Annotated in this window: 29 protein-coding genes and 2 pseudogenes; 10 read left to right on the forward strand and 21 right to left on the reverse strand. The window is 71.1% G+C overall.

Translation table 11 applies throughout. The features are described from left to right. Positions 1-130: 130 nt before the first annotated feature. From LG396_RS20780 to LG396_RS20825, 10 genes are all read right to left on the reverse strand, one after another. Positions 131-1,480 carry a dihydroorotase gene (locus tag LG396_RS20780; RefSeq protein ID WP_225795892.1) on the reverse strand — a complete coding sequence of 450 codons (1,350 nt, stop codon included), beginning with the start codon at positions 1,478-1,480 and terminating at the stop codon, positions 131-133. Beyond that, on the reverse strand, positions 1,477-2,355 hold the full coding sequence (locus tag LG396_RS20785) for an iron-sulfur cluster-binding protein (protein WP_225795893.1): 879 nt from the start codon (positions 2,353-2,355) through the stop codon (positions 1,477-1,479). The genes LG396_RS20780 and LG396_RS20785 overlap by 4 nt, the downstream gene beginning before the upstream one ends. Further along, entirely contained in the window at positions 2,352-3,650 is a 1,299-nt protein-coding gene (locus LG396_RS20790) for a Zn-dependent hydrolase (RefSeq protein ID WP_225795894.1), read from the reverse strand. Before LG396_RS20790 ends, LG396_RS20785 begins: the two co-directional genes overlap by 4 nt. Continuing rightward, the gene (locus LG396_RS20795) at positions 3,647-4,129 is read right to left on the reverse strand and encodes a hypothetical protein (RefSeq protein WP_225795895.1); all 483 of its coding nucleotides are present in this window, start codon (positions 4,127-4,129) and stop codon (positions 3,647-3,649) included. Before LG396_RS20795 ends, LG396_RS20790 begins: the two co-directional genes overlap by 4 nt. Next, positions 4,126-4,710, reverse strand: a complete 585-nt coding sequence (locus tag LG396_RS20800; RefSeq protein WP_037754041.1) for a hypothetical protein — start codon at positions 4,708-4,710, stop codon at positions 4,126-4,128. The genes LG396_RS20795 and LG396_RS20800 overlap by 4 nt, the downstream gene beginning before the upstream one ends. 78 nt (positions 4,711-4,788) lie before the next feature. Beyond that, complete coding sequence (locus LG396_RS20805; protein WP_225795896.1) at positions 4,789-5,766, reverse strand: dihydroorotate dehydrogenase; 978 nt, start codon at positions 5,764-5,766, stop codon at positions 4,789-4,791. Between the two features lie 103 nt (positions 5,767-5,869). Next, positions 5,870-6,664 (reverse strand): ABC transporter permease, encoded by a 795-nt coding sequence (locus tag LG396_RS20810; RefSeq protein ID WP_018840124.1) that lies wholly within the window; start codon positions 6,662-6,664, stop codon positions 5,870-5,872. Next, positions 6,651-7,679, reverse strand: a complete 1,029-nt coding sequence (locus LG396_RS20815) for an ABC transporter substrate-binding protein (RefSeq protein ID WP_100298819.1) — start codon at positions 7,677-7,679, stop codon at positions 6,651-6,653. Before LG396_RS20815 ends, LG396_RS20810 begins: the two co-directional genes overlap by 14 nt. 33 nt (positions 7,680-7,712) lie before the next feature. Next, positions 7,713-8,552 (reverse strand): ABC transporter permease, encoded by an 840-nt coding sequence (locus LG396_RS39760; RefSeq protein WP_225795897.1) that lies wholly within the window; start codon positions 8,550-8,552, stop codon positions 7,713-7,715. Further along, positions 8,549-9,298 carry an ABC transporter ATP-binding protein gene (locus LG396_RS20825; protein WP_018840127.1) on the reverse strand — a complete coding sequence of 250 codons (750 nt, stop codon included), beginning with the start codon at positions 9,296-9,298 and terminating at the stop codon, positions 8,549-8,551. Before LG396_RS20825 ends, LG396_RS39760 begins: the two co-directional genes overlap by 4 nt. 414 nt (positions 9,299-9,712) lie before the next feature. Between LG396_RS20825 and LG396_RS20830 the strand changes: the two genes are divergently transcribed. Together LG396_RS20830 and LG396_RS20835 are read left to right on the forward strand one after the other, a co-directional pair. Beyond that, positions 9,713-10,522 (forward strand): nucleoside phosphorylase, encoded by an 810-nt coding sequence (locus LG396_RS20830; RefSeq protein ID WP_225795898.1) that lies wholly within the window; start codon positions 9,713-9,715, stop codon positions 10,520-10,522. A 103-nt stretch (positions 10,523-10,625) separates the two neighbouring features. Further along, positions 10,626-11,402 carry an IclR family transcriptional regulator gene (locus tag LG396_RS20835; RefSeq protein WP_225795967.1) on the forward strand — a complete coding sequence of 259 codons (777 nt, stop codon included), beginning with the start codon at positions 10,626-10,628 and terminating at the stop codon, positions 11,400-11,402. A gap of 106 nt (positions 11,403-11,508) precedes the next feature. On the opposite strand, the gene LG396_RS20840 is transcribed toward LG396_RS20835, so the two are convergent. The 3 genes from LG396_RS20840 to LG396_RS20850 all read right to left on the reverse strand — a co-directional run bounded on the left by LG396_RS20840 (position 11,509) and on the right by LG396_RS20850 (position 13,187). After that, positions 11,509-11,853, reverse strand: coding sequence for a DUF8129 domain-containing protein (locus LG396_RS20840; protein WP_225795899.1), 345 nt, complete (start codon positions 11,851-11,853; stop codon positions 11,509-11,511). Positions 11,854-11,889: 36 nt separating this feature from the next. Beyond that, positions 11,890-12,093, reverse strand: a complete 204-nt coding sequence (locus LG396_RS20845) for a CDGSH iron-sulfur domain-containing protein (protein ID WP_018840131.1) — start codon at positions 12,091-12,093, stop codon at positions 11,890-11,892. Positions 12,094-12,194: 101 nt separating this feature from the next. Further along, entirely contained in the window at positions 12,195-13,187 is a 993-nt protein-coding gene (locus LG396_RS20850) for an iron-containing redox enzyme family protein (protein ID WP_225795900.1), read from the reverse strand. 165 nt (positions 13,188-13,352) lie between these two features. On the opposite strand from LG396_RS20850, the gene LG396_RS20855 reads away from it, so the two are divergent. Further along, a complete protein-coding gene (locus LG396_RS20855) occupies positions 13,353-13,763 on the forward strand; it encodes a DUF2795 domain-containing protein (protein WP_018840133.1) in 411 nt (136 codons plus the stop codon). Between the two features lie 99 nt (positions 13,764-13,862). Here LG396_RS20855 and LG396_RS20860 read toward each other — a convergent pair. The 3 genes and pseudogenes from LG396_RS20860 to LG396_RS20870 all read right to left on the reverse strand — a co-directional run. Then, positions 13,863-14,087, reverse strand: a pseudogene (locus LG396_RS20860) (cysteine hydrolase); the annotation flags it as partial. Positions 14,088-14,112: 25 nt separating this feature from the next. Continuing rightward, positions 14,113-14,778, reverse strand: a complete 666-nt coding sequence (locus tag LG396_RS20865) for an HAD family hydrolase (protein WP_225795901.1) — start codon at positions 14,776-14,778, stop codon at positions 14,113-14,115. A gap of 253 nt (positions 14,779-15,031) precedes the next feature. Beyond that, positions 15,032-16,231 (reverse strand): PP2C family protein-serine/threonine phosphatase, encoded by a 1,200-nt coding sequence (locus LG396_RS20870; RefSeq protein WP_225795902.1) that lies wholly within the window; start codon positions 16,229-16,231, stop codon positions 15,032-15,034. 352 nt (positions 16,232-16,583) lie between these two features. On the opposite strand from LG396_RS20870, the gene LG396_RS20875 reads away from it, so the two are divergent. From LG396_RS20875 to LG396_RS39340, 3 genes are all read left to right on the forward strand, one after another. Next, positions 16,584-17,246 carry a DNA polymerase ligase N-terminal domain-containing protein gene (locus LG396_RS20875; RefSeq protein WP_225795903.1) on the forward strand — a complete coding sequence of 221 codons (663 nt, stop codon included), beginning with the start codon at positions 16,584-16,586 and terminating at the stop codon, positions 17,244-17,246. 120 nt (positions 17,247-17,366) lie between these two features. After that, entirely contained in the window at positions 17,367-18,224 is an 858-nt protein-coding gene (locus LG396_RS20880) for a hypothetical protein (RefSeq protein WP_225795904.1), read from the forward strand. 12 nt (positions 18,225-18,236) lie between these two features. Further along, positions 18,237-18,365 carry a hypothetical protein gene (locus LG396_RS39340; protein ID WP_263979396.1) on the forward strand — a complete coding sequence of 43 codons (129 nt, stop codon included), beginning with the start codon at positions 18,237-18,239 and terminating at the stop codon, positions 18,363-18,365. 102 nt (positions 18,366-18,467) lie between these two features. Here LG396_RS39340 and LG396_RS20885 read toward each other — a convergent pair whose 3' ends face one another. Next, the gene (locus LG396_RS20885; RefSeq protein WP_225795905.1) at positions 18,468-18,959 is read right to left on the reverse strand and encodes an SMI1/KNR4 family protein; all 492 of its coding nucleotides are present in this window, start codon (positions 18,957-18,959) and stop codon (positions 18,468-18,470) included. A gap of 66 nt (positions 18,960-19,025) precedes the next feature. Here LG396_RS20885 and LG396_RS39765 point away from each other — a divergent pair. Then, positions 19,026-19,763, forward strand: a pseudogene (locus tag LG396_RS39765) (helix-turn-helix domain-containing protein). Between the two features lie 7 nt (positions 19,764-19,770). Here LG396_RS39765 and LG396_RS20900 read toward each other — a convergent pair. Continuing rightward, entirely contained in the window at positions 19,771-20,274 is a 504-nt protein-coding gene (locus LG396_RS20900; RefSeq protein ID WP_225795907.1) for a hypothetical protein, read from the reverse strand. 316 nt (positions 20,275-20,590) lie between these two features. Between LG396_RS20900 and LG396_RS20905 the strand changes: the two genes are divergently transcribed. Next, entirely contained in the window at positions 20,591-21,463 is an 873-nt protein-coding gene (locus tag LG396_RS20905) for a ScoMcrA-related endonuclease (protein WP_504968211.1), read from the forward strand. A 141-nt stretch (positions 21,464-21,604) separates the two neighbouring features. Here LG396_RS20905 and LG396_RS20910 read toward each other — a convergent pair whose 3' ends face one another. Together LG396_RS20910 and LG396_RS20915 are read right to left on the reverse strand one after the other, a co-directional pair. Next, positions 21,605-22,042, reverse strand: coding sequence for an ArsR/SmtB family transcription factor (locus LG396_RS20910; RefSeq protein WP_225795909.1), 438 nt, complete (start codon positions 22,040-22,042; stop codon positions 21,605-21,607). Positions 22,043-22,203: 161 nt separating this feature from the next. Then, positions 22,204-24,156 (reverse strand): heavy metal translocating P-type ATPase, encoded by a 1,953-nt coding sequence (locus LG396_RS20915; protein WP_225795910.1) that lies wholly within the window; start codon positions 24,154-24,156, stop codon positions 22,204-22,206. Positions 24,157-24,254: 98 nt separating this feature from the next. Here LG396_RS20915 and LG396_RS20920 point away from each other — a divergent pair, with 98 nt between their 5' ends. Then, positions 24,255-24,635 (forward strand): ArsR/SmtB family transcription factor, encoded by a 381-nt coding sequence (locus LG396_RS20920; RefSeq protein WP_225795911.1) that lies wholly within the window; start codon positions 24,255-24,257, stop codon positions 24,633-24,635. Between the two features lie 42 nt (positions 24,636-24,677). Here LG396_RS20920 and LG396_RS20925 read toward each other — a convergent pair whose 3' ends face one another. Next, the gene (locus LG396_RS20925) at positions 24,678-25,025 is read right to left on the reverse strand and encodes a winged helix-turn-helix transcriptional regulator (RefSeq protein WP_037754135.1); all 348 of its coding nucleotides are present in this window, start codon (positions 25,023-25,025) and stop codon (positions 24,678-24,680) included. Between the two features lie 68 nt (positions 25,026-25,093). On the opposite strand from LG396_RS20925, the gene LG396_RS20930 reads away from it, so the two are divergent. Further along, on the forward strand, positions 25,094-25,651 hold the full coding sequence (locus LG396_RS20930) for a carboxymuconolactone decarboxylase family protein (RefSeq protein WP_225795912.1): 558 nt from the start codon (positions 25,094-25,096) through the stop codon (positions 25,649-25,651). Positions 25,652-25,672 lie beyond the last annotated feature (21 nt).

The raw sequence follows: 25,672 nt of genomic DNA on the forward strand, positions 1-25,672 counted from the left end.
CCCCCTGCGACACGCCTACAGTGGTCTACACCTCTTCAGCTTTGTAGCCGTCTCGTCAGGTTCATGTCAAGGGCAAGTCATGACGGGTTCAGCTTGCCGAATAGCGGTCACCAGCCGGTCGTTCAACTCGTCACGCCGAACTCGCCGTCAGTCTGCCGTCGATGTCGGCCGTGACGTGGCCCTCGACCACGGTGGCGACGACGCGGTGGCGAAACGTCATGCCGTGAAACGGGGTGTTGTCCGACGTGCTGACCGACTCGGTCCGGTCCACCCGCCAGTCGGCCCGGGGGTCCACCAGGGTGAACGTCGCGGGCTCCCCCGCGGCCAGCGGGCGGCCCGCCACATCTGCGAGCCCCGCGATACGGGCGGGACGTGTGGACATGACCGTGGCCACGAGGCCCCAGTCCGGGGTGCCCCCGGCGCCCAGGGCCTCCGCGACCACCGGGAGCGCGGTCTCCAGGCCCAGCATGCCGAAGGGCGCCTCGCACCAGTGGTTGTCCTTGCTCGACGCGGTGTGCGGAGCGTGGTCGGTGGCGACGGCGTCGATGGTTCCGTCACGCAGGGCCGCGCGCAGCGCCGCCACGTCCTCGGCGGTGCGCAGAGGCGGGTTCACCTTGTGCAGGGGGTCGGCTTCGCGGGTCATGAGATCGGTGAGCAGCAGATGGTGGGGGGTCACTTCGGCTGTTACGGGCCAGCCGCGCGACTTGGCCCACCTGACGATCTCGACGGTCCCCGCTGTGGAGACGTGACAGATGTGCAGGCGTCCGCCGGTGGCCCCGGCGAGTACCACGTCACGTGCGACGATCGTTTCCTCGCCCGTCGCCGGCCAGGGCGGCAGGCCCGTGGCCTGTGCCGCCGCGCCGGCGTTGACCTGGCCTCGCTGCACGAGACGGGGGCACTGGGCGTGTTGGGCGACGAGGGTTCCGGTGCGGCGGGCCGCCTCCAGCGCCCGCAGCAGGAGCCCGGGGTCGTCGACGCATACGCCGTCGTCGGAGAACATCAGGGCGCCGGCCGCCGCCATGGCGTCGAGGGGTGCGAGCCCACGGCCGGCGAGCCCGTCGGTGACGGCTCCCACCGGGTGCACCCGGCAGGATGCCGTTCGCGCCGCCCGCTCGATGATGTGCCGTACCCGCTCAGGGGTGTCGGTCACCGGCGTGCAGTTGGCCATGGCGAGCACGTCGGAGTACCCGCCGTGCGCTGCCGCCCTGGTGCCGCTGGCGATGGTCTCCGAGGCGGTGTCACCGGGTTCGCGCAGGTGGGTATGGAGGTCCACCAGGGCCGGCAGCATGATCAGCCCGTCGCAGTCGGCTGTCGTCACGTGCGCGGCGCTGCTGCCGTCCCCGTTCCCAGGGGCCGTCACGGCGGCGATCCGGCTGCCCCGTACGGTCACGTCCCGGGGTGCGCCGCCGAGGGGGCGGACCCCCCGCAGGATCGTCGTGCCGGAGGAGCCGGCGGAGCCGGCGGCCCGGGGGCCGTTCACCTGCCCGCGTCCGGGTGGGCGAGGCGGAAGACCGGTCCGTCCGCGCAGATCAGCGGGGACTCCTCGGGGCCGCTCCTGGTGCCGGTGGCGCAGCCGTGGCAGTAGCCGAGGCCGCAGGCCATGTGCGCTTCCAGCGATACCTGTACGTCCGCCGCCCAGCGTCGGCCGAGTTCCTCGCAGAGCCGGGCCAGCCGCTCCGAACCGCACGTCATGATCTGCTGTGGAGGGGCCTGATCGAGGTCTGCGGTCAGCATGTCCCGGAGCCGGGTCACCTCGCTGCTGCCGCTGTCGTCGGTGACTTCGTGCAGTCGTGTCACACCGGCGGCCCGGTAGACGTCTGCTCCTACGACTCTGTCCGCGCTTCTGCCGCTGGCCACGGCGACGATCTCGACCCCGGTGCCCGCGCATTCCTGGGCGACGGTGGTCAGCGAACAGGTGCCGATGCCCCGTCCGACCAGCAGGACGCGCCGCGTTCCCCGGGCGATCCGGAATCCCTGGCCCAGCGGTCCTACGACCAGCATGCGCTCGCCCGGCCGGAAGGAGGCCAGGCGGCGGGTGCCGTCACCGACCACTCCGAGCAGGATGTCGATGGTGCCGGCCTGCGGATTCCGGGCGTATACGGCCATGGGGCGGGGCAGGACGGGACCGGTGTCATCGTCCCGGGCGGCGGTCAGCATCACGAACTGTCCTGCCTGGCACGTCCGGGCGATACTCGGTGCCTCCAGGCGCAGGAAGTGGTGGCCACGTCCGTGCGGCGTGGAGGCGAGGACCGGGGCACGGTGCCAGGTCGCGGCGGGCCGGTCGGTCCCGGAACCGGGCAGCGGTGTCACGCTGTCCGTGACCGGTATGACGGCGTCCGTGTCGAGGGTGCTCATGCGCCTGGGGCCTCCTGTGCGGACAGCCGGGCATCGAGCCGCAGGAGACCCGAAGCCAGGATGTCGGTGCCGACCGCGAGTTCGGCCGGGGAGGTCAGCTCCTCGGGACTGTGGCTGACCCCGCCGTTGTGACTGGGGACGAAGATCATGCCGGTGGGCACCACATGGTTGATCATCTGTGCGTCGTGGCTGGCCCCGCTGGGCATCACCCGGTGCGTGATCCCGGCCTCCGTCGCGGCCTCGGCGACGGTGTCGCGGAGCCACCTGGGGAGGATGACGGGAGAGGCGTCGGCCAGCAGCCGTGATTCGCACCCGATCCCGCGCCGGGAGCAGATGTGCTGTGCACTGTCGACGATCTCCGCCGCGGTCAGCCGCTGCCGGTCGTTGTCGACGTCCCGGACGTCGACATACACCTCGGTGCTCCCGGCGATCGTGGTGAGGGACCCGGGGGAGACGTCCATGCGTCCGACGGTCGCGCGGGTGCCGTGGTGACGGCTGTCGTTGGCGAGGGTCTCGATCATCAGGATGATCTCCGCCGCCGCGGCCATCGCGTCGGCCCTCATCCGCATCGGGGTCCCCCCGGTGTGCGAGGCCCGTCCGGTGAGATCGAGGCGCAGCCGCGTACTGCCCGAGATCAGGTCGACGAGCCCGAGGGGAACGGACTCGGACTGCAGCAGGGAGCCCTGCTCGATGTGCAGTTCCAGGAAGGCGGCCCAGTCCTCTTCGCGCCAGCGGGCCGTCCCGGTGTCGTTCGGGTCGAGGCCGACGGCTGTCATGGCCTGCGCCAGCGATACGCCCTCGGCGTCCTGCTTGGTCTTCAGGTCGGCCGGGCCGGTCAGTCCCGCGGCGATCCGGCTGCCCGTGCAGGCCTGCCCGAAGCGGGCTCCCTCCTCGGCGGCGAACGCCACGAAGCGGACCGGCCGGGTGAGCCGGATCCCGGCCGAGACGAACAGCCGTGCCACCTCCATCGCCGCGACCACACCGGCTATGCCGTCGTACGCGCCGGCGCCCGGCACGCTGTCGAGATGGGAGCCGGTGCCCAGACCGGGCAGTCCGGGGGTCGTGCCGGGCAGTTCGGCGAGCGTGTTGCCGGCTGTGTCCGTACGTACGTCCAGGCCGAGCGCGCGCATGTGCGCCGCGAACACGTCGTGGGCCTGGCGCTCCAGTGGGGTGTAGGCCAGCCGGGTGATGCCCGGGCCCCCGCCGGGCTCCGACATTCCGGCGAAGGTGTCCAGGTGCGTCTGGAGCCGGTCCGCGTCGGCGTGGCGGAGAGCGGCGAGCGTCGGTGCGGTCATCGGAGTCCGGCCGACGAGGCTTCCGCCTCGGAGAGCAGGGACACCACAGTCGGGGAATCCACGGCTGCGAGCGCCGGCGTGTGCAGGACAGCGGCCACCCCGGCCACTTCGGCGGCGGCGCCGCGCAGCAGGCCGAGCATCACCTGGAGGGGTTGCGGCTCCCAGGCCGTCGCCAGGGGTACGACTCGGTCGCCGGGGGTGATCGCCGGGCTGGCGGAGGTGATTCCGGACTCGTCGGTGACCCGCAGGACGGTGGCGTCCGTCGCCAGGGCCACGATGTGGGCGAGCACGGCTTCGTCGCTGCTCTCCCACACCGAGATGCGGTCCGGCTCCAGGTGCCGCACGGCGTCGGCGAGGGCGCGGCCGATCAGGTCGGTCGCGGCCGGGGACACCTGTGTGTTCAGGGTGAGCCCGTAGGCGTCGGTCGCCGCGCCGAGTTCGCGGACGCCGGAAAGGATCGCGGAGGTGCTTTCGGTCATCGGGGACCCTCCTCTTTCGTGTCGGTCGCGGACCTGGGCGGGGCCGGCGACGGGGTGGCGGGGAAGAGCGCATGGAACCGTACTCCGTACCGCTCCAGGAGCGTGTCCACCACGCTGCTGTCACCGAGATCGAGCACGCTCAGTACGCAGGAGACCCGCATCCCTGCTTTCTGGGCGGCGTGCACCGGCGGCGCGGCGTCCTGCGCCGTGCCCGTGAGCGGCACGACGACGACGGTGTGTTCGCCCGGGTGGGCCTCGCCGGTCAGACGGGCGTCGTCCCCGGTACCGGTCACCGTCGCGAACGGCAGCCCCGTGTGCAGGGCCAGGGCGGTGGTGGTGGCGAGGCCCTGGGGGGTGGTGCACACCAGCCGGTCGGTCCCGTGCGGGAGCACCTCGGCCAGCAGCGCCGCGGTGCGGCGCAGGATGGACGGCCGGCACTGGACGGCTTCGATGTCGACCCGGCCGTCGCCGTGGGGCGCCACCGCGAGTATGTCGGCGTACAGTTCGGCGCTTCGCTGCTGGGCGCTCTGGAAGGCGCGGGGGGTGTCTGGTGCCGTGTGGAGGACTTGGTCGAGGTTCATGTGTGCTCCGTGGATGGGACGGCCTTCGCTGACCGTGCGAGGCCAGCGGGTCGCCGGGGGGCCGGCCGTGCGGGAGAGTCAGGTCCGCACCGTGCCGCGTTCGTCGGCGAGACGGGTGATGCCGAGTTCGCGGCAGAGGGCCTCGAGGTCCCGCAGGACCTGGGTCATGGCGTACGGGCGGGTGAACGTCGCGGTACCCATCTGTACGGCGGTGGCTCCGGCCAGGACGAACTCCAGGACGTCCCGCGCGGTGCTGATGCCGCCGCACCCGATGACGGGTATGGCGACGGCCGAGGCGGCCTGCCACACCAGGCGCAGCACCATGGGCCGGACCGCGGGTCCGGACAGTCCCCCCACCCCGTTGCCCAGCACCGCGCTCCGCCCGTTCAGGTCGATGGCCATGCCGGGGAAGGTGTTGGCGACGGTCACGGCGGTGGCGCCCGCCTGTTCGGAGGCGCGCGCGATGTCCCCGATCGAGGTCACGTTCGGGGTCAGTTTGACGATGACGGGCAGCGGGGTACGCGCCACGACGCCGGAGACGACACGCTCCACGGTCGACGCGTCCGTTCCGATGGTGAGCCCGCCGTGCTCGAGGTTCGGGCAGGAGACGTTCACCTCCAGTGCCTCGCAGGGAGCGTCGGCGAGTTCCTCGGTGATCCGCAGGTACTCGTCCGGGGCGAGGCCCCCGACACTCACCACGACGGGTACCCCGAACGACCGGTAGCGGGGCAGCACCGTGCGGATGAACTCCGCCGAGCCGGGGCTGGGGATTCCCACGCTGTTGAGCATGCCCTGCGCGCTCTCGGTGAGCCGGTGCGAGGGGTTGCCGGAGCGCCGTTGCGAGAAGAGGGTCTTGGTGACCAGGGCGCCCAGCTCGTGTACGGGCAGGAGAGCGGCGAGTTCAGGGCCGAAGCAGCCCGACGCGGGCATCACGGGGTTGGCCAGACGCAGCGGGCCGAGCGAGACCGCGAGGTCGGTCCGGAACGCGGTGTGGTCCGCGAAGTGCCGGTCGCGGTCGTCGAACGTCGCGGGATCGTGGTCTTGGACCTCCGTCATGGTGCCTGCCTTCTGCGTCAGGGGATCGGGGAAGAGTGGGCGGAAGCGCGCCGAGCCGGCCGGTATGCGGGACGGCGGAGCGGGGGCAGCGGGCCGCGGGGTGTCAGCCGCCGAATCGTTCGGTGAGCTTGCGCTCGACCCAGCCGATGAGGGCGTACATGACCCATGCCATGAGGCAGAGCAGCCCCAGACAGATGATCACCAGCTTGATGTCGTCGTTGTCCTGGGCCTGCTTTTCCAGGTAGCCGAGCCCTGACTGCGCTCCGATGAACTCGCCGATGACCGCTGCCGTCACCGCCTGCAGGACCCCCAGGCGCAGACCCACGGCGATGGCCGGCAGGCTGTACGGCAGGTCGATCTTGAGGGCTCGGGCGACCGGTCCGATGCGCAGCAGGCGGGCCAGGTCGTCGACCCCCTTGGGCACGGACCGCAGCCGCGTCACCATGTTGATCATGACGGGGTAGAACGACACCAGGGCCACGAGGGCGATCTTGGAGCCGACACCGAGCCCCAGCCAGAGCACGATCAGGGGGGCGATCGAGATCTTCGGGGTCACCTGCGCCACGATGACGAGGGGCATCAGCAGTCGTTCGGCAAGCGGCAAGCGGGTGAAGAGGATCGCCAGGACGATCCCTGCCACCGCGCCGATCAGTACACCCTGCACCACCTCGGCCAGCGTCTGCTGGATGTGCACCGTGAGCACGTCGTCCTGGGCCAGCTGCCAGGCGTGATCGGCCACCGCGGCCGGGCTCGGCAGCTTGTAGGCCGGTATGCCGAAAGCCGCCGTGACCAGCCACCAGAGCGCGACGCCGGCCAGCAGGGACAACGTGCCTATCACCACCGGCCGGACGGCGTCGGCCGTCCGGCCGGGGCGAGCGGCCGTCTCAGCCGAGGTCATTCGGCTTCACCACCAGATCACCCGCGTCGAAGGACGAGTCGAGGAGCTCGAACTGCTCCTGGGAGTCGATGGCCTGCTGCCAGCGCGCGAGGTCCGGGGAGCCCAGGCCGTTCTTCCTGGTGTTGTCCGACTGCCACAGGCTCTTGGCGAAGAGGTCCTCGACGATGGTGGTGATCTCGTCCTCCTGGCCCTTGAAGGAGGAGGCGTACTTCTCCACCGACATGTCGACCGCGGCGCGCGGGTTCTTGACCGTGTACTCGATGCCGCTGTTCAGCGCCTTGTCGAACGCCTTGACCGTGTCCGGGTCGTTCTCCACCTTGTCCTCGCCGGCGATGACCACGTTGCCGAAGGAGGGCAGGTACTTGTCGCTCAGGATCTGGTTCACCTCGACCCCGGCGGACTGGAGCGCGTAGTAGCGCAGGCGCGAGAAGACGATCGCGTCGACCTGACCGTTCTTCAGCGCGTCCACGATGACGCCGGTGCCCAGGGTGCGGACCTTCACGTCGGACAGCTCCAGTCCGGCGTCCTCCAGCATCGCCTGGAGCTGGATGTAGTTCGGGCTGCCGAGGTCGGTGACGGCGACGGTCTTGCCCTTCAGGTCGGCGGGGGACTTGATGTTCGACGAAGGCTGCGACAGCAGGGCGCCGATGCCCTCCTGGTACGTGGTGTGCACGACCTTGGTCTTGATGCCCTTGCCGTACGCGGTGACGACCGAGTCGCCGTTCGGGAAGCCGAAGTCGACGTTGCCCGATGCCACGTTCTTCACGATGTCGGAGCCCTGGGCGTAGGTGAATTCGACGTCCAGGCCCGCGTCGGCGAAGTAGCCCTGCTCCTTGGCCGCGTACAGCGGGGCGTAGTACGGCACCGCGGCGCCGTCGATCTGGATGGTGACCTTCTTGCTGCCGTCGGACGACGTCTCCGCCGAATCGGAGGAGCCGGGGCTGCAGGCGGCGAGGAGAGCGGCGGCGGCCAGGACGGCGGGGATACCGACCAGCTTCAGGGGCCTTCTGTTCATGATCTTTCCTTAGGGCGAAGTGGGAGTGGAAACTCAGCGGCGTCCGCGCAGGAGCCTGCGTTCGGCCAGGGAGACAAGGCCGAAACCGAGGAGCCCGACCGCTACCGTGATGAGGACTGCGGCTATCAGCAGGGGGGTGTCACTGGACGTGTTGCCGAGCACCATGAGGTAGCCCAGGCCGCGTTCGGAGGCGAGGTACTCCGCCAGGAACGCGCCGGTCATCGCGTCGACGACGGCGATCTTGGCGCCGGCCAGCAGCGCGGGCAGGGCCGCGGGGAGCTGGATCTTCCGCAGGTACTGCCACCGGGACAGGTGCAGCAGCCGGCCCAGGGAGCTGATGTCCGCGGGCACGTCCTTCAGCCCGAGCATCGTGGCCATGGCCATCGGGAAGAAGACCAGCAGCAGGATGAGCCCGTACTGCGACGTCGTGCTGAGCCCGAACCACAGCACCAGCAGCGGTGCGACGGCGATCTTGGGAGCCGCCTGGAGCAGCACCATGTAGGGCGCGAGGATCTCCCGGACGGTGCGGGAGGCCCACAGGACCCAGCCCAGGGCGATTCCGATCAGTGACCCGCCGACGAAGCCCAGCACGATGTTGCGCAGGGTGTAAGTGAGGTTGGGCCACAGCGTGCCGTCCCGTACGAGGTTCAGCCCCCCGTCCAGCACCTCGCCGGGAGCGGGCAGCAGGTAGGACGGTACGTCGGCCAGCCTGACGTAGGCGCTCCAGGCGGCCAGCACGGCTGCCACGTAGGCGAGCGGAGTCAGTACGCGTACGACCCTGTTGAGGGCGGCGCTGTCGCGGAGTCCGGACGCGGCGGGACGCTTCACGGCCCGCTCGGGGCGGCCCCGGCGCGTGAGTGTGTCCTTGCTCACACCAGCTCCCGACGGAGCATGCCGGCGAACTTCGCGAACTCGGGCAGCTGCCTCGTCTCGGGGGTGCGCTCACGCCCCAGGGGCACGGTGTGCACGGCCTTGATACGCCCCGGCCGCGCCGACATCACGGCCACGCGGTCGGCGAGGTAGGTGGCCTCCTCGACACTGTGGGTGACCAGAACGATGGTCTTGTGGGTCGATTCCCAGATACGCAACAGGTCGTCGTGGAGCCGGTCCCTGGTGATCGCGTCCAGCGCCCCGAAGGGCTCGTCCATGAGGAGGATCCGGGGGCTGTAGGCCAGTGCCCGGGCGATGGCGGTGCGCTGGCGCATGCCCCCGGACAGTTCCTTGGGGAACGACTCGGCGAAGTCGGTGAGGCCGACCAGGTCGAGCAGTTCCGACACCCGGTCGCGCCCCTGCTGCGAGGTGTCGCGCTGCGCCTCCAGCCCCAGGGAGACGTTGCGCCTCACCGTGCGCCAGGGAAGCAGCGCGGGCTCCTGGAAGACGAAGCCGATGTCCTTGCCCGGACGCGGTTGGACGCTCCAGGTCAGGTCCCCTTCGAAGTCCGTGTCCAGGCCGGCCATCATCCGCAGCAGGGTCGACTTGCCGCACCCCGAGGGGCCGATGAGGGCGACGATCTCGCCCTCGCCCACATCCAGGTCGACGTCCTCCAGAGCCACCACCTTCGAGCGCTTGGCAGCGGTGTAGGCCTTGTGGACGCCCTGCACCGACAGAAGGGGGTTCATGCGGACCTCACTCCCGAAGTCGCACATCCCGGGCCCGTGGCGCGCGCGCCACGGTGACGCCCGTGATCGGCGCATATGGAGCGGTGTGGCATGAAGATCTCCTCAATAGTCACGGCGGCTCGGTGTCCGTACGGAGCTCAGCGGGACCGTTCCGGACCACCGGCACGGCATCGCACCACAACTTCCGTATCTGGAAAATATGCCTCCAAGAATGTCGTTCAGAGGTTGGACCCTTTTTCGGCCACAGTCAAGCCCTAGATACGGTCGGCAATTCGGTGTATACCGTGACGTGGACTCGATCTCTCGCGGCACGGACAGCCACGAGAGCCGCAACCCGGACGGCGAAAAGTTACGCCCCCGCGATGCACTGTTTCCACATATGGAATCTGAGGACTCATACGGAGGTTGTCGCCGATGGCGAGAAGCGCGCAGGATCCATGGCACAGCGGGGCACCGCCCCACCTCCCGGTCGGCACCGCAGAAGCCCTCCCACCGGTCTGCCTGCTCCCGGGAGACCCCGCGCGAGTCGACCTGGCCGCCGAGGTGCTCGACGACTTCCACGTCCTCGGCCAGAACCGGGAGTTCAGGATCGGTACCGGCCGCGCGCCCGGTGGCCGGCGAATCGCGGTCTGCTCGACCGGCATCGGAGGCCCTTCAACCGAGATCGCCGTCGTCGAACTCGCCCGGCTCGGCGTCAGGAGCATGCTGCGCACCGGCGGCATGGCCGCCCTGACCAGCCGCATAGCCCCCGGCACCGTCTGCACGGCCACCCGGGCGGTGCCGGGCAGCGGCGCCGCCTCGCACTATCCCGCCGACACGGCCGGACCAGCGGCCCATCCGGCCGTCCTGACCGCCGTCCGGCGTGCGGCACGCGACCTGGACGAACCGCTCACCGAGATCACCCTCGCCACGGTCGACTCGTACTACCTCGGGCAGGGACGACCGCTTCCCGGACACGAAGAACGCGCGGCCGCGAGGATGGACGTCCTGCGCGGACTGGGCGTCGACGGACTGGAGATGGAGACCGAGACGGTGCTGGCCGTGGCCGGGGCCCTCGGCGTACGGGCAGGCGCCGTTCTGGTCGCGCACGCCAACCGCGCCACCGACGACTGGCTGGAGGACTACCGTCCCGCCCAACTCGCCATGCTGCGGGTGGCGGTGCGCGCCGCGGCGCTACTCTCGGACGACGACCCTCTCCAGGCGGGCACCGCGGTCACGACGTGAACAGGTCGACAGCGCATCAGTACGATCCCACTGTCCCCGCCCGGCAGTCCTTTGGCCTCGATGAACGGACAGACCGCTGAGTACCGACAGTTACACCAGAACGCTGCGCGTCCTGCGAGTCATCGCGTCCCACGTGCGTGGTCTGTCGTTGCAACAGCTGCACGAAGAGCTGGGTATCCCGATAGGCAGCCTGCACCGGGTGATGGCCGCGCTCGTCGAAGAACGCTACGTCACCCGCTCCCCCAGCAACCGCCGCTACTTCCTCGGACCGGCCTTCACCGAGCTGTCCACGATGGCCATCGCCTCCCAGGGCACGGCGGTCAGCCCGCCGCGCCCCATGCGAGACGCCGCCAGGGAATGCGGCGAGACCGTGTTCCTCACCGAACTGACCGGCACCCGCCTCCTCTGCGTGGCCCTGGTCGAGGGCGTGCACCCGCTCCGTCTGTTCGTCCGGGTGGGCCAGGTCATGCCACCGCACGCGGCAGCCTCGGCACGCAGCATCCTCGCGTACCAGACACCCGAGACCGTCGCCACGGTGCTGCGTGCGCAGGAGCTGACGGCCTACACCGCAGACACCCCGCACACGGAGGAGCAGGTGACCGCCCATCTCGCCCAGGTCCGGATGCAGGGGTTCGACGTGTGCGAGAACGAACTCGACGACGACGTCTGGGCGGTGTCGGCCCCCGTGTTCAGGTCCACCGGCCAGGCCACGTCCAGCATCACCCTCGCTGCCGCGGGCCAGCGGATGCGGGACCCACTGGCCCGCACCAGCGCCACCGAGACCGCCCTGCGGGCCGCCCGCGCACTCTCGATGGAACAGGGCTACGCCGGCGCCACCTCCCCCGCCCGAACCCGCTCCTCACCCGAACCCGCCGGATAGCACCGGCAACCGCCCTGGCGGCGGGGGCAGACCGTCGCCGAAGTCTTGACCCGCGGGTTCTCTTCCTGCCTCACGCATTGTCGGCGGCGTTCCGTCCGAGGGCTCCTCAGGGGCGGTCGCCCTTGGGTTGGCCGGGCTGCTGCGGGGTGCCGTGGGGCGGGGGGTGGATCGGTGGGGCCGCCGTGTCGGGGGTGACGGGCGAGGTGCCCTGCGGGGGCGGGGCCACCGAGGCGCCGCCGAGGCCGGCGGACGCGGGCCTGGCCCCCGCCTCGACCTGCCGCAGCCGGAAGCGGAGCAGTTCGACCACCTGCCGGCGGTCGGCGTGCTCGCGCTCGTACGTCAGCAACTGCTCCAGCTCCTGCCGGCTCAGCGAACGGACACGGTCCTCCAGATCGCCGGGCTGCAGCCCGTCGTAGTCGGGAAGGGGCAGGTCATGGTGTTCCCCGGCCATGGGCTTCCTCTCGCTCGGGCGTCGGCCACCGCCGGGTCAGTCCGCGGTTCTGCGGCGGTGGCTGGTGTCGCACCACGGGTAGGTGCGGCTGCGCCGGCAGGTGCAGACGGCGACGCAGAAGCGGTCGGAGACGGCGACGGTGCCGTCGTCGAGCGTCACCTCCACCGGGCCCTCGACGAGCAGGGGGCCCGTGCGCTGTACGCGCAGCCGGCGCGGGGATTCGTCTCGCGGGCTGTGCACGGCTCACCACCAGCCTTCCTTGCCCTCCTGCCACGGGGAGGGCCACGGCTGCCGGGTACCCGAACATTTCGGTTGAAACGTCTGGCCCGCGGGAAGGGGCCTCACAGGGCGTGACGCAACGAGGAGCGCTCCGAGCGCCACGATCCGAGGAGGTGCTCGGTGAACCGGTCCTCGACCAGGCCGGTGGCCGCGATCCCGAACGCCACGTCGGCCGCGAGCTGCGGCTCCGCCTCCAGCAGCCCGGCCACCACCTCGTGCCGTACGACCTGCTCGTGGACGGCGTCGGCCTCCACGTGTTCGCGGTAGAAGTGCTCCGCCGCCGGGCCCGCGCCCAGCCGCTCCATGGCCTGCGCCAGCCGGCGGCAGTTCGGGGAGGAGGTGATCTCGACCGCGGCGAAGTGGCCGACCAGCGCACCGCGCAGGCGGCGGTGCAGGCCGAGCAGCGACATGAGGTTCGAGACGGCCAGCATCTGCGGGCAGGCGGCGTCCAGATAGCGCCCGTAGCCGGTGTCGAGCGAAAGGTCCCGCATGAGGTCGGCGAACAGGCGGGCGTGCACCCGCTCACCGCGGCCGGCCCCGAACTCGTCGTACTCCACCGCCGCCATGCCCGCCTTGGCCCGCCCGTGCAGCCGCGGGAGCACCCAGGCGTGCGGGTCGGCCTCCTTGAGGTGGTACAGGGAGCGCTGCGCGGCGTACTCCCGCACCTGCCCCAGCGTGCCGTCGTCCCGCAGGTGGTACGAGATGCCGTCGCCCTGCACGGGTTCGACCAGCAGCTCCGCCAGGGCCGAATCGACGTCGGCGGGCAGCGGCGCGTCATCCCGCAGCGCCGCCAGGAAGCGGTCCTCCAGCGCACGGCGGAAGGCCAGCAGGGCGGCGTCCCACTCCATCTCGTCGTCCACGCCGGCGAATCCCCGGTAGTGCAGCTCGTAGCAGAGGTAGAGGGCCAGTTGCAGGTCGTCGCCGTACGGGTCGCTGCGCTCGGCGTCGCCCGCCGGCGGCAGCGAGCCCGAAGCACGCCGCAGGTAGGCGAGCGTCGCCGCGGACAACTCTCCGCGGTCGGTCGGCAGGGTCGGCTCGTATAGCCCGGTATGCATGGATTTAGGGTATCCAGGCCGCGTCCGGTCATGCCGGCGCCCGGCCCCGCGGTCGTCCTCTTTTCCGCGCGCGGCCTCACCGCGGATTTCCCGGTTCGTCCGGGCAACTCTGGGCACCCGGGTCACATGGCTCACGCCTCGAGCACACAGGGAGGCGACGCAGATATGGCTGACCAGGGCAGGAACAAGACCAGCGCGATACGCGACGACGTGATCGCCAAGGAGATGAGCGGCGAGCTGCGCGCGAACCGCTCCACCCGCATGGAGGAGGATCGCGAGCTGCAGCCACCGGGAGAGGACCAGCCGGAGACGGACCGCGCGCCCGGCACCACGCTCGTCGGCGGTACGCCCCCGGGGATCACCCCGGAAGGCGTCGAGCTGCGCAGCGAGCTGGGCCGGAACCTCGGTCGCGCCGTCTATCCAGCCGACCGCAATGCGGTCCTGAAGACGCTGCACCGCAACAACGCCCCGGACCGGGTGGTGGAGCTTGCGCAGCGACTCCCCGACGGGGAGTACGGCAACCTCCAGGCGATCGCCGACGCCCTCGGCCTCGGCGGGGAGGAGCGCCGCACGTGACCGGAGCGGCCGCCCGGGAGGCGGGCCGGTATCCGGCAGGGCGCGGTCACGGCCGGGTCAGAACGGGAGGCCGGGTGCGTCGGCGTGCGGATGGCGGCGCTCATCCGGGCGGATCGGCTCGACCAGGTCGCCGTGCGGGCCGCGCAAGGCGGCTGCCAGCAGCTCGTCGTGGTGCGAGCGCCAGCGGCCGAAGTTGTCGTTGACGTTGATGACCTCCGTGCCGCCCCGGCGCGCCCGCTCGATGAGCCGCGTCATGCCGGGCAGGGTCTCGCGCACGGACGGCAGGAGCAGGTGGGCGTCCTCGTGCTCGTAGGTGTTGACCATGTCGGTGACGATGAGTGCGGTGGGGTCACGACGCCCTGCCGAAGGCACTGCCGTCGAGGTGCGCGAGCAGGTCGGACGGGTCCTCGTAGACCTCGCGGGCGCCCGCGCGCTCCAGGTGGGCGCGCGGGATGCCGCCGGAGAGCAGGGCGACGGCCGTGACGCGTGCGCGGGAGGCAGCCCGCATGTCCCAGACGGAGTCGCCCACGAAGACGGTGCCCGCGGCGTCGGAGCCGACCAGCTCCATCCCGTGGGCCAGCGGGTCCGGCGCGGGTTTGCCGCGGGTCACGTCGGCGGAGCTCGCGGTGTCCCGGATGACGTCGTCGGCGTCGATGGCCTCCCGCATGGCGGCCAGCTCGCGGTCGTCCGCGGAGGTGACGAGGCCGATGCGCCAGCCGCGGTTGTCGAGCGCGCGCAGGAGGTCGCCGGCGCCGGGGAGCGGGTTCAGCGTCTCGAAGTGCGTGGCGTAGAGGGTCTTGTGGGCCTTGCTGATGGTGTCGTCGTGCTCGCGGTCGCGGTGCTCGCCGAGGACGTGGTCGAGCAGGTCGGTGGAGCCCAGGCCGATGGCGTGGTGGATGACGGCCGCCGGGACGTCGTGGCCGCTCTGGCGCAGCGCCTCCCACCAGGCGGTGACGTGCAGGTAGTTGCTGTCCACGAGGGTGCCGTCGACGTCGAAGAGGGCTGCGCGTGGCACGGGGGCTCCTTGGTCGGGGGGAGCGGGGCTGAGGGCTTCGCAGGCTCGCGGAGGTGTGTGTGTACCCGCGTGTGACCAGGTCATGCGCCGGGTTGCGCCAGGTGGCCGTCCCTCCGCGAGACGTGGATTCGTCGATCGCCGTGCACGAAGAGCTGGGCCGGCTGCTGACCGCACCACGCCGCCGACCGGCCGGCACGGCCGGGGCTGCCGGGGCTGCCGGGGCTGCCGGGATGGAGGGGACTGACGGCGGGATCTACGTGTCGGCGCCGGCGGGGGCGTGCCGTTTGCCGGCGCCGGGGCCCCGCCAGTCCAGGCAGAGCACGGTGGCGTCGTCGTCCAGGTGGCCCGCACAGGCGTCGGCGACGGCGGTGGTCAGGTCACGTACGACTTCACGGGGGTGGTCGGCGGCGGTGTCCCGGATCAGGGCGGGCAGGTCCACGGTCTCGGCCTCGCGCTCCTGCATGCCGTCGGTGTAGAGCACCAGGCGGTCACCGCGGCGCAGATCGAGATCCTGCACGCGGTACGCGCCCTGGTGAACGACTCCGAAGGGCATGTCGACGTCCAGGTGCATCTCGGTGACCCGTCCGTCGCGAAGCCGTAGCGGCCACGGGTGCCCGGCGTTGACCAGCCGGGCCCCGCTGCCGTCGAGGGCGATGCGCAGCATCAGACCGGTGCCGAAGGTGTGGCGGCCGTGGTCGAGGAGAGCCTGGTGGGTCCGGCCGGCCTGCTCGGCCAGGTCCGCACCCGCGCGGCGGGCTCCACGCGAGGCGTTGACCAGCAGGGTCGCCGTCAGGGCGGCGTCCGTGTCGTGGCCCATGGCGTCGGTGATGGACAGGTGCAAGCTGTCGTGGTCGAGGGTGTAGTCGTAGGTGTCCCCTGCGACGCTGTCGGCGGGCACCAGCGCCGCCGCCAGGGCGAACTCTGCCGCCTCGCAGGACGAGGCGGAGGGCAGGAGCTCGCGCTGGATCTCGGCGGCCAGGCTGACCGACGTGGTGCGCCGGCTCCACTGATACAGATCGGTGAAGCGGCGGTCGGTCACGACGATGTACGCCAGCGCGTGAGCGGCCTCCTCCACCCGCTCCAGTACCTCCGCGGAGGCGTCGGGGAGGGACAGCTCCAGAACGCCGATGGTGTCGCCGCGGTTGGTGACCGGGGCCAGCACCCGCTGCAGCGGTCCGCCCCCGGGCGCCCGGGTGATCCTCTGGGCGCGCAAGACCTCGTCGTAGACGCTGCCGACCAGCGGAATCTGCTCGGCCCGCGGGGCGGCTTGTGCCACTGTCCGCTCGCCGACCCGCACCAGCCTCCGGCCGACGATGTCCACGAACAAGAACGCCACGTCCCGTGCGCCGAATCGCTCCCGAAGGTTGCCGGACACGACGTCGAGGGAGGCGAACGGCGCGGCCTCCTCCGCCGCGGCCAGTACCCCGGCCAGCCCCATGCGCTCAGGTGCCATCGTCGCTGACCGCGGTCAGGCCGACCACGCCGGTGGCGGCGATGCCGGCCCGCCCGGTGGCCTCCAGCGTGCCGCACAGGCGGTGTACGTCGGGGAGATCGCGGCCGCGACCATCGGGACGGGAACGCTGACCAGCCCGAACGTCGTCATTCCCGACCAGGCCGTACGAGCCATCCGCCTCACCTCCGCACCTTGCCCATTCTCATGCCTCGGGCGCCCCGACGCACTCCGGGCAGGCGCCCCGGGCACGGGCCCGCGCACCGCGGGCACCGCGTGCGCCACGCCGCACGGCAGGTGACGATGGCCCGGACGGCGCGTACCGCGGACGAGCGAGGCGACACGAGGGGCTCTCGTGGGCAAGAAGGACGAACTGCGGACCTACCGCGAGAAGCGGCGCTTCGACAGGACGGGCGAGCCGCGCGGCGAGCACGCCGCGGACGGCGAAGCCCCACCCGGTGAGGCGGACGGGCCGGCGGCGTTCGTGGTGCAGATCCACGACGCGAGCACCGTGCACTTCGACTTCCGCCTGGAGGTCGACGGCGTCCTGAAGTCCTGGGCGGTCCCCAAGGGGCCCTCCGCCGATCCCCGCGACAAGAGGCTCGCCATCCCCACCGAGGACCACCCCCTGGAGTACCTGGGATTCGAGGGCGTGATCCCCGAGGGGGAGTACGGCGGCGGCACCGTCATCGTCTGGGACCACGGCACCTATCGACCGGTCAGCCACGACAGGCGAAGGCGGCCGGTGCCGTTCGACCGGGCCCTCGCCGACGGGCACGCCGTCTTCGAACTGCACGGCCGGAAGCTGCACGGCCGGTACGCGCTCACCCGCTTCCGCGGCGGTGCCGGAGACGGCCTCTCCGGCGAGAAGCCGCTGTGGCTGCTCGTCCGCACGGGAACGGGACACGGCAACGCCGGCACACCCGACCCGCGGCGGGCCCGCTCCGCACGCAGCGGCCGCACGCTGCGCCAGGTCACCGAGTCACCGGACGCACCCCGGTGGAACCCCGGCGGCTGACAGCCCCCGGCATGACCGCCATCGCGCCACGATGCAACCACCGCGCCCACGGACTGCGACCTTCTGGTACGAAGCGGTGGGTGTGGCACCCAGGGGCATCAGCCAGGGAGGCGGCGGTCGGTGGCGTACAGGCGTATCGGACTCATCTCGTTACTGGACGGCGTCAATGACGCCGCGCTGCGCTATCTCCTCCTGCACCTCAACACCCTGCAGAGCGGCTTCGAGTTCGAGTTCCTGTCCCCGCATCCGGAGGACCCGTTCCTGTGCGAGGTGGCCGGCGGGAAGACGGCCGACCGGGCGGCCGTGCGCGAGGACTGCGCCCACTTCAAGAACCTGCTCATGGCGCACCTGCGCGACCAGGCCGTGGTCTTCGGCACCCGGGAGGACCCGCCGGAGCACATCGTGGTGCTCACCGGCGCGCGTTTCGACGACAACTTCTACTCCGTCCGCCACAGCGGCGTCTCGGTCATCGCGCTGGGCAACTGGAAACGGTGGATGGCGCCGCCGTCCGTGCTGGAGTTCGCCCTGACCCTGACCATCCGGGAGGCCATCACGACCGTCTCCCCCATCGGCAGCGGCGCCGTCCTGCGCGGGTCGGTGCACCTGGGCACCAAGGGCTGCCCGTGCGACGTCACCGCGTCGCTCAGCGACGCACGTCAGAAGGCCCTGTCGTCGTTCCTGTGCGCGTTCTGCAAGCAGGCCGTACGCGACGCCGGAGCCGCCGAAGTCATCCCGGACATCGAGGCGATGCTGTCCAAGTCCTGGCTCGGCTCTGCCGACGACCCCTCGTCGCCCGCCGGCGTCGTCTCCGCGCTGGGACACGACCTGTTCATCGTCAAGGGCATACGCCCGACCTGGTGGGAACTGATCCGGACCGCCCTCCGCCGCGACGGCGCACAGCAGTTCCTCCTCCTCCTGCAGACCACGATCGGCACGATCCTGATCGCCGTCCTCCTCCTCGTACTCGGCTTGAAGTAAAGGGAGACCCCCATGGCTCGTCCTGACGATGTGCGGCCCGCGTTCTGGGATGCCGACAGCGACGACGGGGTGCAGAAGCCGCTGACCGACCAGGCTGTACGGGAGGCCGAGCGAATCTCCTCCGCCGGCGACTTCGGCTGACGCGCCACCGGGACACACCCGGCTGACCGGGCGAACTAGTGCCGCATCAAGCAATGTTGGCCCCCTTCGGCGGGGCCAACGCCATGCCGCCTGCAAGCTGGGTCAGCCGTAGGTTTCAGGGTCGGTGAGACCCTCCACGAAGTCCTGAAAGCTCGCGGCCAGGGGTAGTTCGAGACCGGAGTCGGCGTCAAACCATCCGACGGTGGGGGTCGGGCCCGTCCGGTAGTCCAGCCCGATCCAGCAGGGGCCGTCGCCGCTGAGGAGTATGAGCGAGTCCGGCAGGTCCCACTCCCCAATCAGGTAGACGCTGTCGAGCAAGGAAGGCGCCCCGGTACGGTGCCCGATCCCCATCATGTACTCGAAGGGGACGTGGTCGCTCGCCCAGGACGTCGGCACCGAGGTGGGAAAGGCTCGAAGACCCGCGGCTACCCGTCCGCCGTTTTGCTGATGAAGCAGCGCCACCAGGGAGGCCGGGATAGTCACCTCCAGGGTGAGTTCGGCCTGGTCGACGAGCTGATCGGTCAGCGGCGGCTGCACGCCGTAGTTGGAGGAGCCGTCCCAGAAAGCGACCTGAAGAACCTCGAAGCGGGGCATGGGCGGCATGCTACGAGGCCCGACAACCGACGAAGCCGCGCCGGGGCCGTCCACCACAATGTCCCAGTGGCCGAGCGTGTGCAGGTGCGGGAAGTGGACGACGACGAGGGCCTGCGACTGCTGCGGATCGTCCGTCGGGGGACCGGTTCCGTGGTCACCTGGCGACGGGCCCAAATGGTGCTCTTATCGGCCCAGGGTATGTCGGTCGCGAAGATCGCCGAGGTGACCTTCACCAGCTCGGACCGGGTCCGGGACGTGGTCCACAACTTCAACGCCGACGGCTTCGCCTCGCTCTACCCGAAGTACAAGGGCGGCCGGCCGAGGACGTTCACGCTGCCCGAGCGACGCGAGATCAAGAAGATCGCCAAGTCCAGACCCGTCGAGCACGGCCTGCCGTTCTCGACCTGGAGCCTGGTCAAGCTGGCCGACTTCCTGGTCGTTGAGGGGGTGGTCGACGACATCAGCCACGAGGGCCTGCGCATCCTGCTCTCCGCCCCGTTGGCACGCGTATCGCGATCCTCTGCGACAACTACTCCCCGCACCTGACCACCAAACGCTGCCGCCGCGTCGCGAAATGGGCCGAGGCCAACAACGTCGAGATCGCCTACACCCCGACCAACAGCTCCTGGCTCAACCGGATCGAGGCGCAATTCACCGCACTGCGCTACTTCGCCCTCAACGGCACGGACCACCCCCAACCACAAGGCCCAGGGCAGCATGATCCGCCGCTACATCATCTGGCGAAACAAGCACGCCACCGACACGCGCCTTCACGCCGTGGTCAACAGGGCGAACGTTGCTTGATGCGGCACTAGGTGGCCGCGTCGTGGTGGAGTGTGCATGCGTCGTGCTGGAGGTGCAGACGGCGGAGGTCTTGCAGAGCGGCGACGGGAAAGGGATGCCGGATCCATTTCGCCAGGTAGCCGTCCTCACCATGGAGACGCAGGACCGACTGGGCAGCCTCCAGGACCGAGTGGACGAGAACGGCTCGCTGTTGCGTGGCATGCCAGACGAGGGCGCCGTTCTCATCGGGGATATCGAAGCTCTCGGACATGTCCGCAAAGTAGTAGATCGACGCATCGACTTCCGTCCCCCTGCGGCGCAGCACCCATCTCGCTTCGGCCGGTTCGAGGTCGAAGGAGAAGCCCTCGACTGCAAGGGGGCCGAAGAGGCCGGATGTACCGCAGAGCAGGTCGGAAAGTGCGTCCGTGCAGTAGCTGACGAAGTCCTCCCGCTCGGCCGAGCCTGCTCTGATGAGCCAAGTTGCCCAACCGTTGTCGCGCAGTTCCCAACTGAGCCGGAAGTCGTTCGTCATCCCACCGTTCCCGGAGAGGGTCTCCGCAGACGAAGACCCTCGGTACGAAGGCCCGCGCGGCGGTGCAAGCCCGCCTCTATGATGAGCGATGCCGGGCAGCCGGAGCAGCGTGGAGGATCTGCCCGCGGTCGTCCGCAACCTCGTGGGTTACAGGAGGCGTTGACCGATACCGAGGTGTGGGGTCTGCCCGGCGAGGCGTGCACGGTGATCGCACAGCCGGACGGCGCCGGGGGCCGGTTCGGACCGCGCCGAGCGCGAGTCGTCGGCTTGTCAGCGGTGTCAGACGCTCCTTCTAGTCTGGTCTCATGCGCAAGCGATCACGCGAGATGCGGTGCTCCGAGCCATCGGTGAGTACGACGAGTTGAGTCGCGAGCAGTTCCTGTCGACCTACGGCTTCGGGCGGGCCCGGTCGTATCTGCTCGTCCACGAGGGGCGGGAGTACGACTCCAAGGCCATCGCCGGGGTGGCTCACCGGTGGGATCAGGGCAGAGCGCTGCGGGCGGAGGAGTTCAGCGGTGGTCAGGACCACGCGGCAGCCTGGCTGAAGCAGGCCGGCTTCCGGGTCAGGGCGGCCAAGAGCCCCGAGTGGGCGCGTGATGAGCTCATCCTTGCCTGCCGGCTCGTCATGGACAACGGGTGGAAGGGCATGGACGCCCACGACCGCCGGGTCGTCGAGCTGTCGGAATTACTCCAGCTCCTGCCCGTCCACGCCGAGGACGAGCGCAACGAGAAGTTCCGCAACCCCGAAGACGTGGCCCGCAAGACACACGACATCGCCACCCGGCATCCCGACTACCGGGGCCTGATGACCAAGGGCGGCGCTCTCGACAGCGAGGTGCTGCATGACTTCCTTACCAGGACCGCCGTGATGACCGGGACTGCCCGGCTGATCCGGCAGGGCATCGCGGACGGCGAATTCCAGGGCCTTCCGCCCATGGAGGAGAACGAGCTCGACGGCTACAGCGCGCCGGAAGGCCGCCTCCTGCTGCGCCGGCACATGGCGCGAGAGCGGAACAGGACCCTGCGGAAGAAGAAGATCGCGGTGGTGCTGCAGCAGGGTGGAACGCTGAGCTGTGAAGCGTGCGACTTCGACTTCGACCGTAGAGATGTACGTGGCCGGCGTCGGACTCGCAAATGCACAGGCACCCGCGTCCGCCTTGTGTCAGTGCAGGGGGTCCGGGCCGCTTGAGGTCGGTTGCTTCGGTCCCGGCGGAAATACGGGGGGAGTGCGCCCCCGGGCGCCTCAAGGCGCACAGGTCGCCGTGGTGCGACATACCCGCGGGGTCAACGCGGCTCGCACAGATGGGGAATACGGACAGCTTCGGCGCGGTCAGACCTGCCGGGCGGCTCGCCTGCGCGCGGCGGAGCGAGCGGGCCGGGTCTTCGACTGCACGTCCTCACCCGGCATCTCACCGTCCGCCGGGACGCTGTATTTCGGGCAGAGCGCCACCGCGTTGTCGGTGGCCTCCAGCAGGGTCTCCGCGGACGCGAGCAGGTCCAGGAGTTCGGGATGGGCGAGCGAGTAGAACATCTGCCGGCCCTCAGGACGCGCCGTCACCAGGTTGCAGTCCCGCAAGCAGGCCAGGTGCGCCGACACGGTGGACTGCGCGAGACTCATCGCCGACGTCAGGTCCACGACCCGCGCCTCGCCACCGGCGAGCCGCTGCAGGATCGCGAGGCGGGTCGTGTCCGACAGGCCCCGGAACATGGTTGCGGCCGGCGCGAGCTCCTGCCGCGACCCGGACGCAGTCTCACTCACCATCGACATAAGACAATGATAACGGTAGCCAATGGTGCGTCGACGTGCTGCACAGCACCCTTCGGCAACGTTACGGCCACCGGCCTCCGACCACTTCGCAGTGGCCCGGCGGCGGCGTACGCCGACCACCCGCCCGGCCCTGTTCACCCGGCCCCGCGGGGAGCGGGTCGTCACATCCCTTTCCACGCGCTGTCGCGCAGCAGGCGCAGGCCGTTGAGGCCGACGATGATCGTGGAGCCCTCGTGGCCGGCGACGCCGAGCGGCAGCGGCAGGGTGCCGATGAGGTCCCAGGCCACCAGGCCGGTGATGAACACCCCCGCGACGACCAGGTTCTGGACCACCAGGCGGTGCGCGGTGCGCGACAGCGCCACCACCGCGGGGACGGCGGCGAGTTCGTCCCGTACGACGACGGCGTCGGCGGTCTCCAGGGCGAGGTCGGAGCCGGCCCTGCCCATCGCGATGCCGGAGTGCGCCGCGGCCAGCGCGGGGGCGTCGTTGACGCCGTCCCCGACCACCAGCACCCGCCTGCCCTGCCGTTCCAGGTCGCGCACCGCGGCGGCCTTGTCCTGCGGCAGCAGCCCGGCGCGTACGTCGGTGATGCCGGCCTCGGCGGCCAGGCGGCGGGCGGCGCGTTCGTTGTCGCCGGTGAGCAGCACCGGGGCGCGGCCCGACAGCCGGGTCAGCGCGGCGACGGTGGCGGCGGCGTCCGCCCGTATCCGGTCCCCCATCCCCAGCACCCCCACCGGGGCCCGGTCCCGCGACACCACCACGGCGGTACGCCCGGCCTCCTCCAACTCGCGTACGACGGCGCGGACCTCGGCGGCGCCGGCCGCCGGCAGCCGGGACGGGGAGCCGACGGCCACCGTGTGCCCGCCGACCGTGGCGGACACGCCCTGGCCGGGGACGGAGGAGAAGCCGTCGGCGTCGGCCAGGGGCAGGCCGCGCCGGCGGGCGGCGTCGACGACGGCGCGGGCGAGCGGGTGCTCGCTGGGGTGCTCGACCGCGGCCGCGAGCGCCAGCAACCCGCCCTCGTCCAGGCCGCTTCCGGGCAGCGGGCGCACCTCCGCGACGTACGGGGTGCCCTCGGTGAGGGTGCCGGTCTTGTCCATCGCCACCGCGTCCACCTGGCCCAGGCGCTCCATCACGACGGCGGACTTGGCCAGCACCCCGTGCCGGCCCGCGTTGGCGATCGCCGAGAGCAGCGGCGGCATGGTGGACAGCACCACCGCGCACGGCGACGCCACGATCATGAAGGTCATCGCCCGCAGCAGCGCCGCGTCCAGCGTGCCGCCGAAGGCGAGCGGGACGGCGAACACCGCGAGGGTGGCGAACACCATGCCGATCGAATAACGCTGCTCGACCTTCTCGATGAACAACTGCGTCGGCGCCTTGGTGGCGGAGGCCTCCTCGACCATGGCCACGATCCGGGCGATCACCGACTCCGCCGGATCCCGCTCCACCCGGACGGTCAGTGCGCCGGTGCCGTTCACGGTCCCGGCGAACACCTCGTCCCCCGGCTCCTTCGCGGCCGGCAGCGGCTCGCCCGTGATGGTGGCCTGGTCCACCTCGCCGGCCCCCGCCAGCACCAGGCCGTCCGCGCCGACGCGCTCGCCGGGCCGGATCAGGAGGGTGTCCCCCACCGCCAGTTCGGCGGCCGGGACTGTCTCCTCGCCGTCGTCGGTGAGCCGGGTGGCGGTGGCCGGGGCGAGGTCGAGCAGGCCGCGCACCGAGTCCTCGGTACGGGCGGTGGCGATCGCCTCCAGGGCGCCGGAGGTGGCGAAGATGACGATCAGCAGCGCCCCGTCCAGGAACTGGCCGATGGCGGCTGCGCCCAGGGCGGCGACCACCATCAGCAGGTCCACGTCGAGGGTTTTGTCCGCCAGCGCCCGCAGCCCCGCCCGGCCCGGCTCCCAGCCGCCGGCGACGTACACCGCGGCGAACAGCGGGCCCCACGTCCAGGCGGGCGCGCTCAGCAGGTGGAGCGGGAGCGCGAGGAGGAACAGCACGAGTGCGGCGAGCGCCCAGCGGGCCTCGGGCAGCGCCAGGACCGGGGTGCGCCGCCGCGGGGCGGCACCGGCGGTGCGGCGCCCGGTCGGGGCGGCAGCGGCCAGGGTGGAGGTCATCGGCAACGGCCTTCGGTGGACGGCGGTACGGCGACCCGCACCACCCTACAGGAATGATTGAACAGTCATTCATGTGTTCAATCGGTAAGCTGGGCGCCATGGGCCACGGAGCGAACCCCCGCGAAGGCGACAGCCCCGTCTCGCGCACCCGGCTGACGCCGCAGAACGCCCCCAAGGTCGCCGAGACCCTCCAGGCCCTGGCCACCCCGTCGCGGCTGCTGATCCTCGCGAAGCTGCGCGAGGGCCCCTGCGCGGCCACCGAACTGGCCGCCGCCGTGGGCATGGAGCAGTCCGCCTGCTCCCACCAACTGCGCGTCCTGCGCACCCTGGGCCTGATCACCGGCACCCGCCGGGGCCGCTCGGTCGTCTACGCACTGCACGACAACCACGTCGCCGAACTCCTGGACCAGGCCCTCCACCACGTGGAGCACCTGCACCTGGGCGTCACCGACACCCCGGACACGGCGATCACCCCCTGACCGGCCGCCGCCCGCGCCGCCCGGGCCCGGGATCCCGCGGGGTCAGCGGGAGGGGCCGGGGTCCGTCTCGGCTGCCCAGCGGTGGCTCCAGGAGTCCAGCGGGCGGAGTGCGTCGACCAGGTCCCCGCCGAGTGCGGTGAGGCGGTAGCCGTCGGCGTGCAGGGCGATCAGCCGGCTGTCCGTCAGCTCGCCCAGCCGGGCGCTGAGCACGCTGGAGGACATGCGCTCGCAGCGGCGCTGCAGTTCGCGGAAGCCCGCCGGCGCCTGGTGCAGCTCCCACAGGATGCGCAGGGTCCAGCGCCGTCCGAGCAGGTCGAGTGCGGCCATGACGGGGCGGCCCGACGCGGATCCCCGTACCGGTACGCCCGGCCGCGGCGTTCTGGCTGGCATGGCACCCTCCTTGCACTTCTGTTTTAGAAGCATCATAGTGCTTCTAAAACAGAAGCAAGGAGAGACGCATGCCGCGCATCGAACCGCTCGAACCGCCGTACTCCGCGCAGATCGGCCAGGCGCTGGCCAGGTGGATGCCGCCCGGGGTGGCGCACGAGCCCCTCGTGCTGTTCCGGGTGCTGCACCGCAACCCCGAGCTGGCCTCCCGGATGTTCGCCGTGGGCGCCGGCCTGCTCGGCCACGGGCTCCTCGCCGACCTGGACCGCGAGATCGTCATCGCCCGGGTGACCGCCCGCGCCGGCTGCGCGTACGAGTGGGGCGTGCACGCCTCCGTCTTCGCCGAGCGGGTCGGACTCGGCCCCGAACGGCTCCGTGCGACCGCCGACGCCGATCCCACAACCCACGCCTGCTGGGAGCCGCGGCACGTGGCGCTGCTCCGCGCGGTCGACGAGCTGCACGACATGGACCACCTCTCGCCCGCGGCGTGGAGCGCCCTGCGCGACCACTACGAGGAGGCCCAGCTGCTGGAGTTCCTCGTGCTCGCCGGCTGGTACCGGACCATCGGCTACCTGGCCAACGGCCTCCTCCTCGACGAGGAGGACTGGGCCGTTCCGTTCCCGGCGTAGCCGGCCACGGCGCGGTCCGTA

It is taken from the genome of Streptomyces aculeolatus, from assembly GCF_020400605.1.
GTDB classification, from domain to species: domain Bacteria; phylum Actinomycetota; class Actinomycetes; order Streptomycetales; family Streptomycetaceae; genus Streptomyces; species Streptomyces aculeolatus.

Bases quoted from the DNA above. Each gene is read 5' to 3' on its own strand.
- LG396_RS20810 (WP_018840124.1), bottom strand. From the start codon at position 6,664: ATGACCTCGGCTGAGACGGCCGCTCGCCCCGGCCGGACGGCCGACGCC.
- LG396_RS20855 (WP_018840133.1), top strand. From the start codon at position 13,353: ATGGCTGACCAGGGCAGGAACAAGACCAGCGCGATACGCGACGACGTG.
- LG396_RS20930 (WP_225795912.1), top strand. From the start codon at position 25,094: ATGCCGCGCATCGAACCGCTCGAACCGCCGTACTCCGCGCAGATCGGC.
- LG396_RS20870 (WP_225795902.1), bottom strand. From the start codon at position 16,231: ATGGCACCTGAGCGCATGGGGCTGGCCGGGGTACTGGCCGCGGCGGAG.
- LG396_RS20925 (WP_037754135.1), bottom strand. From the start codon at position 25,025: ATGCCAGCCAGAACGCCGCGGCCGGGCGTACCGGTACGGGGATCCGCG.
- LG396_RS20800 (WP_037754041.1), bottom strand. From the start codon at position 4,710: ATGAACCTCGACCAAGTCCTCCACACGGCACCAGACACCCCCCGCGCC.
- LG396_RS20910 (WP_225795909.1), bottom strand. From the start codon at position 22,042: ATGTCGATGGTGAGTGAGACTGCGTCCGGGTCGCGGCAGGAGCTCGCG.
- LG396_RS20830 (WP_225795898.1), top strand. From the start codon at position 9,713: ATGGCGAGAAGCGCGCAGGATCCATGGCACAGCGGGGCACCGCCCCAC.
- LG396_RS20790 (WP_225795894.1), bottom strand. From the start codon at position 3,650: ATGACCGCACCGACGCTCGCCGCTCTCCGCCACGCCGACGCGGACCGG.
- LG396_RS20900 (WP_225795907.1), bottom strand. From the start codon at position 20,274: ATGACGAACGACTTCCGGCTCAGTTGGGAACTGCGCGACAACGGTTGG.
- LG396_RS20885 (WP_225795905.1), bottom strand. From the start codon at position 18,959: ATGCCCCGCTTCGAGGTTCTTCAGGTCGCTTTCTGGGACGGCTCCTCC.
- LG396_RS20825 (WP_018840127.1), bottom strand. From the start codon at position 9,298: ATGAACCCCCTTCTGTCGGTGCAGGGCGTCCACAAGGCCTACACCGCT.
- LG396_RS20920 (WP_225795911.1), top strand. From the start codon at position 24,255: ATGGGCCACGGAGCGAACCCCCGCGAAGGCGACAGCCCCGTCTCGCGC.
- LG396_RS20840 (WP_225795899.1), bottom strand. From the start codon at position 11,853: ATGGCCGGGGAACACCATGACCTGCCCCTTCCCGACTACGACGGGCTG.
- LG396_RS20785 (WP_225795893.1), bottom strand. From the start codon at position 2,355: ATGAGCACCCTCGACACGGACGCCGTCATACCGGTCACGGACAGCGTG.
- LG396_RS20915 (WP_225795910.1), bottom strand. From the start codon at position 24,156: ATGACCTCCACCCTGGCCGCTGCCGCCCCGACCGGGCGCCGCACCGCC.
- LG396_RS20805 (WP_225795896.1), bottom strand. From the start codon at position 5,766: ATGACGGAGGTCCAAGACCACGATCCCGCGACGTTCGACGACCGCGAC.
- LG396_RS20815 (WP_100298819.1), bottom strand. From the start codon at position 7,679: ATGAACAGAAGGCCCCTGAAGCTGGTCGGTATCCCCGCCGTCCTGGCC.
- LG396_RS20850 (WP_225795900.1), bottom strand. From the start codon at position 13,187: ATGCATACCGGGCTATACGAGCCGACCCTGCCGACCGACCGCGGAGAG.
- LG396_RS20795 (WP_225795895.1), bottom strand. From the start codon at position 4,129: ATGACCGAAAGCACCTCCGCGATCCTTTCCGGCGTCCGCGAACTCGGC.
- LG396_RS39340 (WP_263979396.1), top strand. From the start codon at position 18,237: ATGGCTCGTCCTGACGATGTGCGGCCCGCGTTCTGGGATGCCGACAGC.